The 16,354-nt window shown below is 43.6% G+C and carries 19 protein-coding genes; 6 read left to right on the forward strand and 13 right to left on the reverse strand.

The window, feature by feature from the left end:
- Positions 1-71: 71 nt before the first annotated feature.
- The 3 genes from murB to A5877_RS05355 form a co-directional block, all read right to left on the reverse strand.
- Positions 72-971 (reverse strand): UDP-N-acetylmuramate dehydrogenase, encoded by a 900-nt coding sequence (gene murB, locus A5877_RS05345; protein WP_061053179.1) that lies wholly within the window; start codon positions 969-971, stop codon positions 72-74.
- Positions 972-1,094: 123 nt separating this feature from the next.
- Positions 1,095-1,445: a type II toxin-antitoxin system PemK/MazF family toxin gene (locus A5877_RS05350; protein WP_016621609.1), complete on the reverse strand. Its 351-nt coding sequence runs from the start codon at positions 1,443-1,445 to the stop codon at positions 1,095-1,097.
- Positions 1,439-1,714, reverse strand: coding sequence for an AbrB/MazE/SpoVT family DNA-binding domain-containing protein (locus A5877_RS05355; RefSeq protein ID WP_005234145.1), 276 nt, complete (start codon positions 1,712-1,714; stop codon positions 1,439-1,441). Before A5877_RS05355 ends, A5877_RS05350 begins: the two co-directional genes overlap by 7 nt.
- A 214-nt stretch (positions 1,715-1,928) precedes the next feature.
- Between A5877_RS05355 and A5877_RS05360 the strand changes: the two genes are divergently transcribed.
- Positions 1,929-2,681, forward strand: a complete 753-nt coding sequence (locus tag A5877_RS05360) for an exodeoxyribonuclease III (protein ID WP_005234144.1) — start codon at positions 1,929-1,931, stop codon at positions 2,679-2,681.
- 84 nt (positions 2,682-2,765) lie between these two features.
- Positions 2,766-3,299 carry a 3'-5' exonuclease gene (locus A5877_RS05365; RefSeq protein ID WP_010749886.1) on the forward strand — a complete coding sequence of 178 codons (534 nt, stop codon included), beginning with the start codon at positions 2,766-2,768 and terminating at the stop codon, positions 3,297-3,299.
- Between the two features lie 75 nt (positions 3,300-3,374).
- Here A5877_RS05365 and A5877_RS05370 read toward each other — a convergent pair whose 3' ends face one another.
- The 5 genes from A5877_RS05370 to A5877_RS05390 form a co-directional block, all read right to left on the reverse strand.
- Positions 3,375-3,890, reverse strand: coding sequence for a GNAT family N-acetyltransferase (locus A5877_RS05370; RefSeq protein ID WP_061053180.1), 516 nt, complete (start codon positions 3,888-3,890; stop codon positions 3,375-3,377).
- A gap of 16 nt (positions 3,891-3,906) precedes the next feature.
- Positions 3,907-4,431, reverse strand: coding sequence for a GNAT family N-acetyltransferase (locus tag A5877_RS05375; RefSeq protein ID WP_005234141.1), 525 nt, complete (start codon positions 4,429-4,431; stop codon positions 3,907-3,909).
- Entirely contained in the window at positions 4,424-4,897 is a 474-nt protein-coding gene (tsaE, locus tag A5877_RS05380) for a tRNA (adenosine(37)-N6)-threonylcarbamoyltransferase complex ATPase subunit type 1 TsaE (RefSeq protein ID WP_034878371.1), read from the reverse strand. Before tsaE ends, A5877_RS05375 begins: the two co-directional genes overlap by 8 nt.
- 215 nt (positions 4,898-5,112) lie before the next feature.
- Positions 5,113-6,096, reverse strand: coding sequence for a phosphate acetyltransferase (gene pta, locus A5877_RS05385; RefSeq protein WP_008380699.1), 984 nt, complete (start codon positions 6,094-6,096; stop codon positions 5,113-5,115).
- 141 nt (positions 6,097-6,237) lie between these two features.
- Positions 6,238-6,927 carry a uracil-DNA glycosylase gene (locus A5877_RS05390; protein WP_086316511.1) on the reverse strand — a complete coding sequence of 230 codons (690 nt, stop codon included), beginning with the start codon at positions 6,925-6,927 and terminating at the stop codon, positions 6,238-6,240.
- A gap of 132 nt (positions 6,928-7,059) precedes the next feature.
- Here A5877_RS05390 and A5877_RS05395 point away from each other — a divergent pair, with 132 nt between their 5' ends.
- Both A5877_RS05395 and A5877_RS05400 read left to right on the forward strand, forming a co-directional pair.
- Positions 7,060-7,929 carry a Cof-type HAD-IIB family hydrolase gene (locus A5877_RS05395; RefSeq protein WP_086297929.1) on the forward strand — a complete coding sequence of 290 codons (870 nt, stop codon included), beginning with the start codon at positions 7,060-7,062 and terminating at the stop codon, positions 7,927-7,929.
- Positions 7,930-7,968: 39 nt separating this feature from the next.
- Positions 7,969-8,490, forward strand: a complete 522-nt coding sequence (locus tag A5877_RS05400; RefSeq protein WP_005228514.1) for an LURP-one-related/scramblase family protein — start codon at positions 7,969-7,971, stop codon at positions 8,488-8,490.
- Between the two features lie 4 nt (positions 8,491-8,494).
- On the opposite strand, the gene A5877_RS05405 is transcribed toward A5877_RS05400, so the two are convergent.
- Both A5877_RS05405 and A5877_RS05410 read right to left on the reverse strand, forming a co-directional pair.
- Positions 8,495-9,061, reverse strand: a complete 567-nt coding sequence (locus tag A5877_RS05405) for a GNAT family N-acetyltransferase (protein ID WP_005234129.1) — start codon at positions 9,059-9,061, stop codon at positions 8,495-8,497.
- Positions 9,062-9,154: 93 nt separating this feature from the next.
- Positions 9,155-9,532, reverse strand: a complete 378-nt coding sequence (locus tag A5877_RS05410; protein WP_005234127.1) for a VOC family protein — start codon at positions 9,530-9,532, stop codon at positions 9,155-9,157.
- Positions 9,533-9,667: 135 nt separating this feature from the next.
- On the opposite strand from A5877_RS05410, the gene nrdI reads away from it, so the two are divergent.
- Positions 9,668-10,117: a class Ib ribonucleoside-diphosphate reductase assembly flavoprotein NrdI gene (gene nrdI, locus A5877_RS05415; protein ID WP_016621614.1), complete on the forward strand. Its 450-nt coding sequence runs from the start codon at positions 9,668-9,670 to the stop codon at positions 10,115-10,117.
- A 41-nt stretch (positions 10,118-10,158) separates the two neighbouring features.
- Positions 10,159-11,808, forward strand: coding sequence for a DNA mismatch repair protein MutS (locus A5877_RS05420; protein WP_086316512.1), 1,650 nt, complete (start codon positions 10,159-10,161; stop codon positions 11,806-11,808).
- Positions 11,809-11,875: 67 nt separating this feature from the next.
- Here A5877_RS05420 and A5877_RS05425 read toward each other — a convergent pair whose 3' ends face one another.
- The 3 genes from A5877_RS05425 to A5877_RS05435 all read right to left on the reverse strand — a co-directional run bounded on the left by A5877_RS05425 (position 11,876) and on the right by A5877_RS05435 (position 16,240).
- Positions 11,876-13,696, reverse strand: coding sequence for an LTA synthase family protein (locus tag A5877_RS05425; RefSeq protein ID WP_016621616.1), 1,821 nt, complete (start codon positions 13,694-13,696; stop codon positions 11,876-11,878).
- 190 nt (positions 13,697-13,886) lie between these two features.
- On the reverse strand, positions 13,887-14,711 hold the full coding sequence (gene nadE / locus A5877_RS05430; RefSeq protein ID WP_016612726.1) for an ammonia-dependent NAD(+) synthetase: 825 nt from the start codon (positions 14,709-14,711) through the stop codon (positions 13,887-13,889).
- Between the two features lie 62 nt (positions 14,712-14,773).
- Positions 14,774-16,240 carry a nicotinate phosphoribosyltransferase gene (locus A5877_RS05435; protein ID WP_005234120.1) on the reverse strand — a complete coding sequence of 489 codons (1,467 nt, stop codon included), beginning with the start codon at positions 16,238-16,240 and terminating at the stop codon, positions 14,774-14,776.
- Positions 16,241-16,354: the final 114 nt, after the last annotated feature.

Consider the following 16,354-nt stretch of genomic DNA (forward strand, 5'->3'; position numbering starts at 1 on the left):
TACAATCCTAAGCTCTTTTTATTAGCTCTCATGAAAAAAAGATTGCCCCGGGGGACAATCTTTTCGCTAATCTATTCTTCACCGATGATTCGGACTTCTGTTTCTAAGGTGACATCAAAAGTTTCTTTGATGACTTGTTGGATATGGGCAATCAGTTCAACGTAATCCGTGGCTGTTGCTTGATCGACATTCACGATAAAGCCCGCATGTTTTTCTGAAATTTGGGCACCGCCCCATTTCAGTCCTTGTAAGCCTGCATCTTGGATCAGCTTGCCGGTAAAATGACCGACTGGACGTTTGAAGACACTCCCACAAGAGGGGTATTCTAGCGGTTGCTTCAATTGCCGCAATTCTGTCAGTTCATCCATTCGCTTTTTGATTTGTTCTTGATCACCTTTTGTTAGATCAAAGCGACTGCTCAAAATGATCATCTTTTGCTCTTGCAACTTGCTATGACGATAAGCAAATTCCATTTCTTCCTTGGTATATGTCACGATTTGACCATCAGCCAGCAAAACGTCGCAGGACGCAAAGACATCTTGGATCTCGCCATCATAGGCGCCTGCATTCATAAAGACGGCACCGCCGACACTGCCGGGAATCCCGCAGGCAAATTCAAAACCAGTCAAGGATTCATGCAAAGCGACATAGGTCGTATCGATCAACTTTGCTCCAGCATCGACGATCAAAGAAGTGCCGTCTACCACGATTTGGTTCATTTCCGACAGCATGATCACCACGCCACGAATACCACCATCACGGACGATCAAGTTGCTGGCGTTTCCTAAGACGATCCAAGGAATCGCTTGTTCTCGGCAATAATCAAGCAGCTGTTTAGCCTCTTCTGCTGTTTTGGGAAAAGCCAAAATGTCTGCCGGTCCACCAGTTTTTGTATACGTATAGTTCAATAAGGGTTCATCTTTTAATAAGGCAATTTCAGGGAATTGCGCAATCATCAAGTCTTTATTCACGAGAAGGTTTCCTTTCACAATAAACATCTCACTTATTTTAGCATGTTCAAGGAAAAGTTGCTACCTCTGGTGAATCAAAGAAAAGCTTAATAATCGAATGACCTGATTAATAAAGAGTAAGCTTCAAAAAAAGTGTTTTGTTATTTCAGATAATCGTTCTTTCATCTCCGTAGTGACTTTATCGACTACTTCTAAGTTGCTGCGATGCAAGAGGTCCACACTGCGAATATGCTGACAAAGAATCGTCCCTTGAACTTTACTCTTTTGTGTTTCGGTAACTGTTTGAAACGCATTCGATCGAGCGAATTTTTCTTCTACATATTTTTTTGAGCTACTGATTGGCATCACTAAGACGGTATTGAAACTCTTGTTATAATAATCATTACTAACCACCACACACGGTCTTTTTTTTGCCATTTCATTTCCTTTGGTGGGATTTAAGTCAATAAAAAGAATATCTCCTTGTCTTACCATTCAATATTCTCCTCACCTAAATCTTCTCCAAAAAACATCTCACCTGTATCAAATTTCCCCGTTTCTTCTACGATCGCTAATTCTTGTTTCCAAAAATCTTCAAAGGAAGGTGCTGCTTTTTCGCCTGTTACCTTGATCTCGCCTTCTGGAGTAAATTCAAAAATTACCCGCTGATTCTCTTTTAAGCCTAACTTTTGCCGCACACTTTTTGGAATAGTTATTTGATTTTTCGAAGTCATTTTCGCTGAAACTTGCGCTTTGATCGTCATGTGAACTGCCCCCTTTTCAAAACGATTGTAACATAAAACGTAAGGAAAAGTAAGGATTTATTAATCCTTTTTCGTACCACAAACGAATTTTCTCTAGCATCCAAATTTAATCCTCATTCTTCCTCCTTGTTTTCCTTATTCCGCTCACTTGCTTTGCGCTTCTGGCTTTTTTAGGTAAAATGGGAGGCGTAGTGGAAAATAAGGAGGAGTCTTAATGAAATTTATTTCTTGGAATGTGAATGGTTTACGGGCCATCGTTAAAAAAAATTTTTCTGAAGTGTTTGAAGCCCTCGATGCTGATTTCTTTTGTTTACAAGAAACAAAGCTGCAAGAAGGTCAGATCGAATTGGATTTACCAGGCTATCATCAATACTGGAATTATGCGGAGAAGAAAGGCTATTCTGGCACGGCGATTTTCGCAAAAGAACCTGCGCTATCCGTCCGTTATGGATTAGGAATCGAAGAACATGATACGGAAGGTCGCGTCATCACGCTGGAGTATCCTGAATTTTTCTTGATTACTTGCTACACACCGAATTCCCAAAATGAATTGCGCCGCTTGGATTATCGCATGACTTGGGAAGATGCCTTTTTGGCTTACTTGACTGAATTGAAACAACAAAAGCCAGTGATTCTCTGTGGTGATTTGAATGTTGCCCATAAAAATATCGATATCAAAAACTGGAAAACCAATCAAAAAAGTGCTGGGTTTACACCTGAAGAACGGGAAAAGTTTTCAACTCTTTTGGCTGCTGGCTTTACCGATACGTTCCGTTATTTCTATCCAGATGCAGAAGGCATTTATTCTTGGTGGAGCTACCGTTTCAACGCTCGCAAAAACAATGCCGGCTGGCGCATCGATTACTTTGTCGTTTCGGATGACTTAAATGAGCGCTTGCTAGACGCCAAGATCCATACAGATATCATCGGCAGTGACCATTGTCCGGTGGAACTGGATCTCAACTAACCGTAGGAAAACTTCAGTTTTTCTTAACGTTTGTTCGCTTTTCATTCTTTGATTTTGTGCTAGAATGGCAATGAGGTGAGTCTGATGAATTTTATCGCAATGGACTTTGAAACAGCAAATTATCAAAAGCATAGTGCCTGTTCCCTTGCACTAGTCATGGTACAAGACAGCAAAATCGTGGGCGAATATTACACATTGATCCAACCGGAAACGGAATTTTTTTGGAAAAACATTCAAATTCATGGCATCCGTCCAGAAGATGTGCAAGAAGCGCCTAAGTTTCCTGACGTATGGAAACAAATCCAACAATATTATCAATTAAACAGTCTGATCGTTGCGCATAATGCTGGTTTTGATACCGGCGTTTTGGCGGGGTGTCTTGACTATTATGGGTTGTCACAACCAAACTATCTTTCCTTGTGCACGGTACGAACAAGCCGCAAACTGTATCCAGAATTTACGAACCACAAATTAAATACGGTTTGTGAGCAATTGCAGATTCCTTTACTAAACCACCATGATGCCTTGGAAGATAGCCGGGCATGTGCCCAAATCTTATTGCGTCAAGAAGAAGAATTTGGCATCGATCCATTAAAAAAATTGGTTTTAGTCAAATAAATAAGAACGTGCGTCCTAAAGTCTAGCGCAATGCTGACTTTAGGACGCACGTTTTCATTTAAGGAAGGATTCATTTTAAGTTAGATCGATCCAATAATGACAGATTACAGCGCCATCTTCAGGATCAATGGCTTTTTCGGTTAGTTTACCGCCGTTATTTTCAATGACTTTGGCGGAGGCACGATTGGCTTCTTCACAGGTTACTAACACGTTTTTCAAGCCAAATTGTTTGGCCTTTACCAATGACTGTGCCAGCATTGCCGAGCCGATGCCTTGCTTTCGATGATCTGGGTGCACCGAATACCCGATGTGTCCGCCAATTTGGCGTAAGTATTCATTAAGCGTCAGACGCAGATTCAAGAGACCGACCACTTTTTGATCTTGGATAGCCAGATAGGTACGGGCGGGAACGAATCCTTCTGGTACCGTTTCTGCTGTTTTAAAATCCGCCAATCCCTTTAGCCAGTCTTTAGCTGTCGGACTTTCTACAAGTCCTGCCCCACCATGGATGACTTCTTGATTCTTCTCGAAGGCTTGCCGATACGCTTCGATTTGATCGCAGTCTGCGATCGTCGGTTCCCGAAACTCCATTTCCTTCACTCCTTTTTTATGATTCAAAAAGACGTGCCATCATCAAGACGTCAACTTTTTGCCCCTCGCGGGTTTGCACTGCTTCTTTCATGCAGCCTTCTGTTAAAAAACCAAATTTTTGATAAAGATGGATCGCTCGTAGATTTCTCGCTTGGACGGTCAACTCGATGCGGGTCAATTCGCCAACTTCTACTACCCAGTCCAGTAATTCTTCAATCAGGAGCGAACCTAAGCCCAATCCCCAATAGTCTTTTAAAATCGAGATACCGATCTCCCCGACATGGGCTAATTGCCACTCTTCGTTGCCTTTGACTGATGCCATGGCGATCAACTGTTCTTGATCAAATGCCAGCAACAGCAAATAGTCCTCCCGTTCATAGATAGCGTCCAGCTGTTCTGCCAATAGGGCTTCTGGCAACGCCAAGCCGCTTTCGTCCATCAAGAGATAATCCGTTTCTTCTCCTAGCTGTTGACTGACTGCTAACACAGCTTTGGCATCAGCACCCGTGGCTTCTTTGATCTGTATCTGGATCTCACTCATGGGCTGCCTGCCATTTGGTTGTGATCCGTTGCAAAAAGGCGGTTGCTTTGGTGCCATATGCATGACATTTCACAAGACGTTTTTGTTCATCTGTATCATCTTTTTCCAAAATCAGTTCTAAATAATCCTCTGGCAGGGAGGCTTCTAAGAGATTGCCCCACTCGATCACACACAAGCCATCCCCTTCGAAATAATCATCCAGTCCTAAATCTTCTGCACCGTATTCCACCCGATAGACATCCATATGGTACAGGGGCATCCGCCCATTGGTATATTCACGAATGATCGTATAGGTCGGACTTTTGATCAGTTGCTCGATCCCTAACCCCAAGGCGATGCCTTTCGTCAATGTTGTTTTGCCAGCACCCAAGTCGCCCGTCAATACCAGATTATCCCCTGGCTCGGCTACTTCTCCAATGATTTTTGCAAATGCTGCGGTTGCTTCTAAGTCGTTAATGGTAAACATAGTCCCCATCCTTTGATCAATCTAATTTACTAGTTGCTAGTATAGCTTGTTTTTCAAGGAATTGTAAAGAAGGAGCTTAAGGAAAATTTCCCGACGACCACTGGATCGTTGATTCATATGGACGCCCCCTGCTTTGTTGCCCTCAACTTTCCAAAAGCAAAACAAAAAACTGACCCTCAAGGGATCAGTTTTTCATAAGTGCAGCGATTGGCTGCTTATTTTTCCATTAATGTTTGTGCCGCAGTAATGATTGATAATTTGTAGACATCTTCTTCATTTGAACCACGGGACAAATCAGAGATTGGTTTGTTCAACCCTTGTAAGATTGGTCCAATCGCTTCAAAGTTACCGAAACGTTGGGCGATCTTGTAGCCAATGTTTCCTGATTGTAAATCGGGGAAAACAAAGACGGTTGCTTTACCTGCTACTTCAGATTCAGGAGCTTTCAATTGCGCAACTGCTGAGATATACGCAGCATCGAATTGCAATTCTCCATCGATTTGATATTCTGGTGCCAATTCTTTGGCGATTTTTGTTGCTTCAACGACTTTATCTACTTCCGGTGCTTTCGCAGAACCTTTCGTTGAGAAGCTTAACATAGCAACTTTTGGATCGATTTCAAATAATTCAGCGGTTTTCGCTGAGTCAACAGCGATTTCTGCTAGTTCTTGTGCATTTGGGTTTACATTGATGGCACAGTCTGAGAACAAGTATTTTTCTTGGTCACGACCACGAACCATTAAGAAAGCACCACTTGTACGGCTCACACCTGGTTTTGTTTTGATGATTTGTAAAGCGGGTCTTACTGTATCACCCGTAGAATGGATCGCTCCGGAAACCATTCCTTCAGTAATGCCCATGTAAGTCAACATTGTACCGAAATAGTTGACATCTTTTAAGATTTCTTCTGCTTGTTCTTTCGTTGCTTTGCCGTTGCGGCGTTCCACAAAAGCTTCAACCATTTCATCCCAACGATCATAATTTTCAGGATCTAAAATTTCAAAGTTTGATACGTTGATTCCGCGAGCTTCTGCTGCTTTTTCGATTTCAACCGGGTTACCGATCAAAACGGGTTCAATCAATTCTTCTGAACGTAGACGGCTAGCAGCACCTAAGATACGAGGATCTGTTGCTTCTGGAAAAACGATTTTGATATGACGACGCACGATTTTAAATTTTAAACTTTCGAATAATTCCACGGGTAAAGACCTCCAGTTTTTTTATACCCTTCCATTGTACAATAACTGCGAAAAAAAGAACAGATAAAAATCCTGTATTAGTCGATTATTTTAAATATCGTTACCTTTTTCACAAAATCGTCAGTTCTAAATAACACAGTTTTACAACTGTGTTATTTTTTCTGGTAACGCCCAAGAAATCGGTTCTTCCCCTAATGCCAGCAACGCTTGATTGATCTTAGAAAAAGGCTTTGAACCAAAGAATCCTCGATGTGCCGACAACGGACTTGGATGAGGCGCTGTTATAATAATATGTTTGCTGGTATCTAGTAAAGCGGCTTTCTTTTGAGCGGGTTTGCCCCAAAGCACAAAAATGACCGGTTCTTCTCGTTGATTCAATTTTTCGATAATCGTATCTGTCAGCTGCTCCCAGCCATGCCCGTGATGTGAATAGGCTTGTCCCTCACGTACCGTCAATACGGTATTCAACAATAAGACCCCTTGCTGCGCCCATGGCACAAGATAGCCATGGGACACAGGTGCAATTCCTAAGTCATCGGCTAATTCCTTGTAAATATTGCGTAAGGAAGGCGGTATTTTGACCCCCGGCTGCACGGAAAACGACAGTCCGTGGGCTTGGTGAGGGCCATGATAAGGATCTTGACCTAAGATGACAACTTTTACGTCATGGTATGGTGTCAGTTTAAGTGCTTCATAAATATGATCCATCGCTGGATGGATCTTTTGCTGGGCATATTCTTGTTTCAAGAAAGCCCGTAGTTGTTGGTAATAGGGTTGCTCAAATGATTCCTGCAATTGTTCTTGCCATTCATTGTCCAATAGTCGTTTCATGGCGAATCTCCTTTGTTTTCTTCTAGGATAACAAATCCCTCCCCTTAGAAACAAGAATTACTCTTCGAAAGAAAAAAAATCCGTGATTTATGGTACACTATTTGTAGAAACGATTAAGAAAGGACGCTGACAATGATCAAATTAATTGCTTCTGATATGGATGGTACGCTTTTAAATGCCAGTATGCAGATTTCAGAAGAAAATATCCAAGCAATCAAATATGCCCAATCCAAAGGAATCGAATTTATGGTCGCAACTGGCCGTAACCGTAAAGAGGCATTGCCGCCGCTGCAAGAAGCCGGGATCGACTGTGCCATGATCACCTTGAATGGGGCCCAAGTCTATGACGAAGCGGGTAATTCATTATTTACTGTGCCGATCAGCCATGAACAAACTCGTTCGTTGATCGACCTACTAAAAGAAAACGACATCTATTTTGAGATCTCAACGAGCAATGGGATCTATTCGGAAAGTCAGACACGTCGGATCGAAAATTTTGCGATCCATACGGCAGAAGCAATGCCCCATTTAACCCATAAGATGGCGATTGCTATGACAGCTGCCCGTTTAGAATTTTTACCGATCAATTATGTCGATGATTTCAGTGAGTTGTTTTCGATCGAAGAATTAGAATTTTTGAAAGTGATCTGCTTCCACCAAGACGGTGCCCGGGTATTGGGTCCTATCACGAAAATCATCGATGGGTACGGCGATCTAGTGGTGACTTCTTCTGGACAAAACAATATTGAGATCAACCACCGAAACGCGCAAAAAGGAATCGCAGTGGCACATGTCGCCAAAGATCGGATGATCTCACTGGCGGAAGTGATGACGATCGGTGACAACTTAAATGATGTAAGTATGCTGCAACTGGCAGGCGTTAGTTTTGCAATGGGAAATGGCGAGTTAGAGGTAAAAGAAGTCGCGAAGTATTTGACGGACACCAATATTGAGGCTGGTGTCGGCAAAGCAATCGTTCGGGCAATTGATGAAAATCTTTAAACCACGCAGCTTTTTGGGGATACATGAGGAGGCGTAAGTATGTCAGAATTTTTCATCCAAGATAGGCAACTTAGCAGAGTCACACGAACCATTGTCAAAGATGAAACAGGCAAATCACTATTTTTGATGGTGGGACGTTGGGGAACCAAGGGCGATGCCCTCTCCCTTTACCGTTTAAATGGGCAAATGGTCGCTAGTATCAAACAAATCAGCTTTACTTTTGGTACACGCTTTGAGATCTACAAAGACTTTGAGAAAGTCGGTACACTGCAAAAAATCTTTAACTGGCCAGGTGATTTCTACTATATCCAGCAGCTTCACTGGGCGGTCCACGGCGATATCTATAATCATCGCTATGGGATCCATCATTTCAATAAAAAGATTATGGAGATGGACAAAGCGACCTTGTTGACGGGGGATTATTATGTACTGGATGTTGTCGATGACCGGGATGCGCCGGTCTGCATCTGTATTGCGGCCGTCATGGATTACTGGCTGTACAATCGGCACCGCAAAAAAGACCATCCTCTTGAGCTTCGACTAACAAATGGAACCAGCTGAAAAATCAGCTGGTTCTTTTTTGCATATGGTCGTAAAGATGGCCACTGATCTCTCTTTGGGCCACGACTTCAAATCCGTGCTTTTCATAGAGCCGCTTCGCATGGGGATTTGCTCGGTCAACACTCAAGCCGATCACCTCATAACCATCTCTAGAAGCAATTTTCGGCAATGCTTCTAACAAGGCTGAGCCGACGCCTTTGCCCCGAAATTTCTCAGCCACACAGATGGTATCTAAGTACCATTCATTTGGTAAAGTCTCTTCATCGATAAACAGCTTCATGTCTTTACTCAAACCGTACTGTTCCAGCACTTTATCTAGAGGCTGATCGATCGTCGCCTCTTCTTTGTCTGGATATCCAAAGGCGACGCCAGCAACTTCTCCGTCGATCTCATTGACTAGCGCACGGCGAAAGCCGTAACGATAATCGGGTTCTAGCATGGCATCTGCCAAGATCTCTAAGGTCTTGGCTTCTCCGATCTCTTTGACAAACGGCAATTCCATGTCCTTTAAAATGACTAAAACGAGTTCAGCCATGACAAAACGATCTTCTTCTTTTGCAAATCTTATCACGTTTTTTCCTCCTTGCTTCTATACATAGAATAACAATTCTCTCAAGAAAAACCAAGTTGAATCGACAAAGGATCAACACAAAGTCTTCCTTGTTTATTCATGTAATTCCAACGGCAAGCCGTCTGGATCTTGGAAAAAGGTCATCTTCTTATTGGTGAAGGTATCAAAACGAATCGGTTCGCACACAATCCCTTTAGTGGCTAACTCCGCTACGACTGCTTCAATATTTTCCACCGCAAAGGCCAAATGTCGCAAGCCGGCTGCTTCGGGAAAACTTGGTCTTGCTGGTGGGTTTTCCACCACAAACAGTTCTATTTCTGATTCCCCAAAGCGCAAGTCGATTTTTACATCTTTCTTTTCTGGGCGCGCATGTTCACGAATCACTTCAAAGCCTAATTTTTCTACATAAAACTCTTTGGTCTGTTGGTAATTACTAGCGATGATCGCCACATGATGCATTTTTGAAAACATTATTGCCACTCCTTTGTATTGGACTCCTCTCTCAGTTTAAAGCCTTTGGCTGCATTTTACTAGAAAAGACTGCCGAAGTTCTCCTCTTTTCATAAATGGTTTCTGTTATACTAGAAAGCGGAAGGTGATGAAAAAATGAAACTACTTTATATTTCAATCTCTGGAAATACCCGTGCATTCGTCAACCGCTTGTTGGCCTATGCAGATCAGCAAGACACACCGAGCACTTGGGAAGCCAAAGAAATTCATGACAATAGTGTCTTTGAACAAGAAGACGAACCTTATGTGGTTTTTGTCCCTACCTATTTAGAAGGTGGAAACGGCGTCGATAACGGCGATCAGGAGATCCTCACAGAAACCATGCGGGAATACATTGACTATGAAAACAACGCCGTTCTTTGCTTAGGCGTGATCGGCAGCGGCAACAAAAACTTTAATTATCAATATTGCTTGACCGCAAAGCAATATGCGGAACAATTTTCGATCCCGTTCTTAGCGGATTTCGAGCTGCGAGGCACGACACAAGATATTGAACGGATCTATGCTTGTTTAAAAGAAATCAATCCTGCCCACAGCAACACTTAGCTTTAGCCAGCATTCATTAGCCATTAGGAGGACTTTTGCATATGGAACCACAAACGATGGTCATTTTGATCATACTCGCCAGCATTCTCATCTTGACCGCACTAGATATCTGGAATCGATACAAAGTACGCCGTTACGTTCGGCTTGCTTGGGGAAAACTTCCCCGTCAGCCCCGCTTTGATAAAGAAGCGAGTTTGAAAAAAGCTTGGCTGACTGAGAAGAAGTTTCACGATTTTGATAGCGAGGTCGATGACATCACTTGGTATGACTTGGATGGCTTTTCGTTGTTTGAGTCCATTAATCTGACGTTTTCCAGTGTTGGTTCAGAAGCGTTGTACCAGCAATTACGCAATTTCCACTTCAAGCCGGACAAACAGCTGACCAAATTAATCGACTTTTTTGCTGCTGACAGTGCCGCACGCGAACAATCCCAATATACGTTTGCTCGTTTAGGAAAACAAGATGATAATTTTTCGAAAGCCTACTTGGCCAATGAAGCGGCGCAATCGATCGGTTCTCTGCCGTTCTTTGTCTTTTTAGGTGTGCTGCCATTAGTCGGCATCTTGCTGCTCCTGCTGGGGATTGTCCAAGGTCTCCTGTTGACGTTGATTAGTGTCGTTTTCAATACGATCTATTACTCCATCAAAAAAGCCAAGCTGGAAACAGAACTGAACAGCATGCGCTATTTGGTTCAAACGATTGCCTGTGGCAGTCAGATCGCTAAAATCAACACGCCCCTCCAAGATGAGATCAAACAATCTTTGTCACCATTAAAGAAGATCACTCGTTTCGCTTTCTCGTTTCGTGCCAAAAACGGCAGCGAAGGAGACATGTTGTTTGAATACATCAATATCATTTTTATGCTGCCGTTTATTTCCTATCAAACGGTCACCACTACTCTGGCCAAACACCAACAAGCAGCCATCGATCTGTGGAATTTGCTGGGAAAATTGGAAGTCGCAGCCGCCATTTTAAATTTTCGCACGTATATGCCCATCACTTGCCTACCGACCTTCCAAACAAGCGGAGGTGTAGAAGCAACGGGTACGTATCATCCCCTTCTGAGTGAAGCAGTCATGAATGATGTCACTTGGAACCACAATACCCTTGTAACTGGCTCCAATGCCTCAGGCAAATCGACATATGTCAAAAGTGTCGCCATCAACTGTATTTTGGCACAAACCATCCAGACAGCAGTAGCTGAAACCTTTACGATGGTTCCTGGTCACGTCATTACCTCGATGGCTGTCGAAGATGATCTATTTGAAGGCGACAGCTATTTCGTGGCGGAGATCAAATCCATCAAACGCCTGCTAGATACCGTTGCCACGAAACAGCGCTGCTACTGTTTTGTTGATGAGATTTTAAAAGGAACAAATACGGTGGAACGAATCGCTTCTTCTGCTAGCATCATCCATTGGTTGCGAGCCTACCCATCATTGGCCTTTGTCGCTACCCATGATATTGAGCTGACTGAAATTTTGAAAAATGATTGCCGCAACATTCATTTTTCTGAACAAGTCACGGAAGATGACGGCATCTCCTTTGATTATAAGGTCAAATCCGGTCCTGCCTTGAGCCGCAACGCGATCGCCCTCTTAAAAGTCATGGGCTACCCTGAAACGATCGTTCAAGACGCCTACGCCGCCGCCAATGATTTTGATCAAAATCGTAAATGGCAGGAATTATAACTTCACACAAACAAAAGCGCCTTATCCCAGTGTCAGTCACAGGATAGGGCGCTATTTTATGTTTCATTTAGTCAAACAAACCAGTCGTTAAACTGTATTGCTCTCCTTGTAGCACATCATATTGGATCAAATTGTAGGCATCATAGATTTCTTGGGCTTCTTGATCCAACGCAAGAGTCGTCTGCCATTGTCCCTCTTGATAATATTGACCCAGTTCAAAAGCCGGCAACTCATCTTGCAAGCCCAACAACAACTGGTAAAACCCGCTGGTTGGTTGATCACTGGCTTCTAATAGGTTCGGCGCAAAATAAAAAGGACTTGTTACTGGTACATCTTCTGGCGCAAAATTCCCTTGCGAATCAACCATCAAAAATTCGGTTTCATGCAGGGCAGCCGTTTCATTTTGATCCTTGATCTCATCGGCATAAATGCCTGGTAAATGATCTCCCCAAAAGACGACCAACGTTCGCCGATCCAGCTGCTCTAATTCAGCCACAAAGTTTTTCAACGCTGTACTGCTATAAGAGATATCCTGTAGGTAGTTTTCCAAAGAAGCCATATTGCCCGGACCGCTCGCTTGGTAATTCAGCGTATCGTATTTGCCAGCATAGGGCATATGGGTCTGCATCGTCACTAAATGGACAAATTGCGGTTGCTGATCGTTTTCCAACAATGCCAGCACTTCTTTGTAGGCCGCCTCATCAGAGATGTAAGGATTATTTTCGATTTTGTCGGTATAGGTCATCGTATCTTGATCGATAAACTGTTCAAACCCCATCACCCCATAGACATCCTTGCGTTTGTACATTGATGTATCGTAAGGATGGATCGCCGTTGCCGTATACCCTGATTGTTCCAAGAAAGAAACCAAGGATGGCAGTTGCGTCAATTTCGGCACTAGCATCGTGTAAGGCGTTGTCATTTGCGGATTCAATAGGCCCATGGCAAAACCAGTCAACGCTTCAAATTCGATGTTTGCCGTACCGCCCCCATAATTTTGCGAAAGCATTTTTCCACTGATGGTTTGATCGGCGACGTGGTAATAGTCTTTCAACGGATCGCCGGTGATCGACAAGCCATTTAAATGGCTCGGGTCGGAAAAGCTCTCACTCATCACATAAACGATATTTGGTGCTTCACTTTCACGGTCTTGGTTTTTCTCCGCCGCCTGTGCATTGTAGGTATCCGCAATCGCTTGGATCGCTTCTTTTGAATACCCCTCAGGCTTCGTCATGGCATCTACCCGCAAGTTGTACAAAAACCCACCGATAAATCCCGTATTGTAATAGTTCATTTTTTGTGAATACGGAATCCAGAGCGCCGTCTGATTGTAGGCTTTGCGTAGAAGGTTGTTGCTGTCGTTGAAGTGTGAAACATAGACTAAGCCCAGCGAGCATACGACCAGCACTGCCCCTCGCATTACTTGTAAACGCCGGTTTAATTTGCGGCTGCGATAGATACTCCAGCCGATCGCCCCGATCGCCGCCAGAGCAAAGAGGATGGCTAAGAAAAACGCGCCATTGCCGATCATGGTTCGTAGAAGGTCGAATTGAGTGACCATCTTTAAATCATCAGGATAGATTGGTTCTTGGCGATAGACCATCTTCGTATGGTTGGCGTACCCTAAGATTCCGATGACGACACTATAAAAGATGCCCCCGATCAGTACTGAACCTGCCAAACTGGCAAACACCCCATACACCAGCAGTAGCACCCCACAAGCCAAGAAAAACTTTGCTGTATGCCACGAAAAGGCAAATTTCAAGGCTAATTCAACGGAAAGATTGTTTTGACACCATTGCAAATATAAATTACTGAAAATGATCAACAGGACGATGGCGATGCCTTTTAATGCGATCTTCAGATAAGGATGGCTATTTATTTTCACGAAGGAACATTCCTCCTTTTCTACACATTCTAGGTACCCTCGTATTTTATGCTTTCAAGGCAAGAAAGTAAAGCCGAGGTAAGAAGCTTTTGTTATTTTTAAAGAAAGCAACCCTCATAAAAAAGAGTCTAAGGTTTCTTGCCCCTAGACTCTTCTTTCTATCCGAATGGAACTCAATCACTGGTTTTGTTTATTTCCAAAAATCATCAAAAATCGTGACTGGCAAGTGGCGTTTGTGTTGCGTTTTGTTCCACCAGTTTTCAATGGTTTGTTGGGCTTCAGCCGCAATTTCCTTGCCTTCTAAATAGTCATCGATGTCGTTGTAGGTCACTCCTAAAGCTGCTTCATCTGCAACTAAAGGTTTGCCGTCTTCCAAGTCCGCAGTTGGGACTTTTGTATACAATGCTTCTGGTGCGCCTAAGTATTGCAAGAGTTGGCGGCCTTGGCGTTTGTTTAAACGAAACAGTGGTAAGATATCGGCACCGCCATCGCCGTATTTCGTAAAGAAGCCGGTGATATTTTCAGCAGCGTGATCCGTACCCAGAACAGCTCCTGCTTTTTCACCCGCAATGGCATATTGCGTAATCATCCGTTGACGGGCTTTGATATTGCCTTTATTAAAGTCAGAAACCGCTAAGCCTGCTTCTTCCACCGCTTGCACTTGGGCATCGACGGCGGCTTTGATGTTTACCCGCAGCTCAATATCTGGTTTGATAAATTCAATGGCTTTTTTTGCATCTTCTTCATCTGCTTGTTCCCCATAAGGTAAGCGTACCCCTATGAACTGATAGTTGGGATTCCCGGTTTCACTGCGCATTTCCTCCATCGTCAATTGCGCGATCCGGCCAGCTAATGTCGAATCTTGCCCACCACTGATCCCCAAGACAAACGTATGCAAGAACGAATTCTTTTGCAGATACGCCTTTAAAAAATCAATACTCTTACGAACTTCTTCTTTCGGGTCGATGGTCGGTAAGACTCCTAATTCTTTGATAATTTCTTGTTGCATGGTCATAGAAACGCCTCCTCTTATTTTTTGAAGCAGCTGACTGATCCTAGGACCAGCGCAGTTGCGGATTACAAAATCGCGCCATTGGTTTGTTTACGTACTTTTTCAATCGTCCGCATTTTATGATCCCAACATTCTTGCGAGAGATCAACTGGGTACTTCTGTGGATTCAAATCACGTTTGTACTCATCCCAAAGGGAATCCAAGCAATTCGTCGCATAGGCTTTGACGTGTTCTAAGTCAGGTACTTGATACACTTGCTGGCCATCTACAAAGATATCTTGCAACAATGGTCGCGCATCAAAGTTCGTCACTGTTTTGTTGATAAAAGTGTGAACAGGATGGAACATGAACAGTTCGTCTGCTGCTTGCGGATTTTCTTCCCATAGCGTGACATAATCGCCTTCTGACTTGCCGTCCGATTTACGGGTGATCCGCCAGACTTGTTTTTTCCCAGGGGTCGAAACCTTTTCGGCATTGCTGGATAATTTGATGGTGTCGATCATTTCTCCCTGCTCATTTTCGATGGCAACCAGTTTATAAACCGCACCTAATGCCGGTTGATCGTAAGCGGTGATCAGCTTGGTGCCGACACCCCATACATCGATTTTCGCCTTTTGCATTTTCAAGCTTAGAATCGTATTTTCGTCTAGATCATTGGAAGCATAGACTTTGGCTTCCGTGAATCCCGCTTCATCCAACTGTTCACGGACTTTTTTCGAGATATAGGCCATATCGCCGCTGTCGATCCGCACACCTAAGAAATTGATCTTATCCCCCATCTCTTTGGCCACACGAATCGCATTTGGCACACCTAAACGCAAGGTATCATAGGTATCGACTAAGAATACGCAATCTTTGTGGGTTTGGGCATACGCCATAAATGCATCATAGTCATTGCCGTAGGATTGCACGAGGGAATGGGCGTGGGTTCCGCTGGCTGGGATGCCAAAAATCTTCCCTGCCCGCACATTACTCGTCGCATCCGCTCCGCCAATATAAGCCGCTCGGGTCCCCCAAATGGCTGCATCCAATTCTTGTGCCCGACGTGAACCAAATTCCAACAAGGGATCCGTGCCGATCACGGATTTGATGCGGGCAGCTTTCGTGGCGATCAAGGTTTGGAAATTGACCATATTCAGTAGCGCTGTTTCGATCAGCTGCGCTTGTGCTAACGGCCCTTCTACTTGAATGATTGGTTCATTGTTGAAGACTAAATCGCCTTCTAACGCTGAACGAACGGTACAAGCAAACTTGAACTCCTTTAGATACTCTAAAAAGGCTTCTGGGTAGCCGCCGATTTCTCGCAAGTAGGCAATATCCGTTTCTGAAAAGGATAAATCGTTCAAATAATCGATCAAACGTTCCAGACCGGCAAAGATCGCATAGCCATTTTCAAAAGGCATGTCACGGAAATAGCATTCAAACACCGCATTACGATCGGCTCTGCCTAACTCCCAATAGGTTTGCATCATGTTGATTTGGTAGAGATCGGTGTGCAGCGTCAAGCTGTCATCTTTAAATAATTTCTGCATGTTCTTACTCCCTCTAGCTTACTTCTTCTCATTATAGCAAAAAAAACACAAAAGACAGAAAAACTTGTTTTTTCAAAAAAAAGTTGGGCTTTTGCCAGTACAAGGCAATCCATC

The sequence above is a fragment of the Enterococcus sp. 3C7_DIV0644 genome, from assembly GCF_002141235.1.
In the GTDB taxonomy this organism is placed as follows: domain Bacteria; phylum Bacillota; class Bacilli; order Lactobacillales; family Enterococcaceae; genus Enterococcus_D; species Enterococcus_D entomosocium.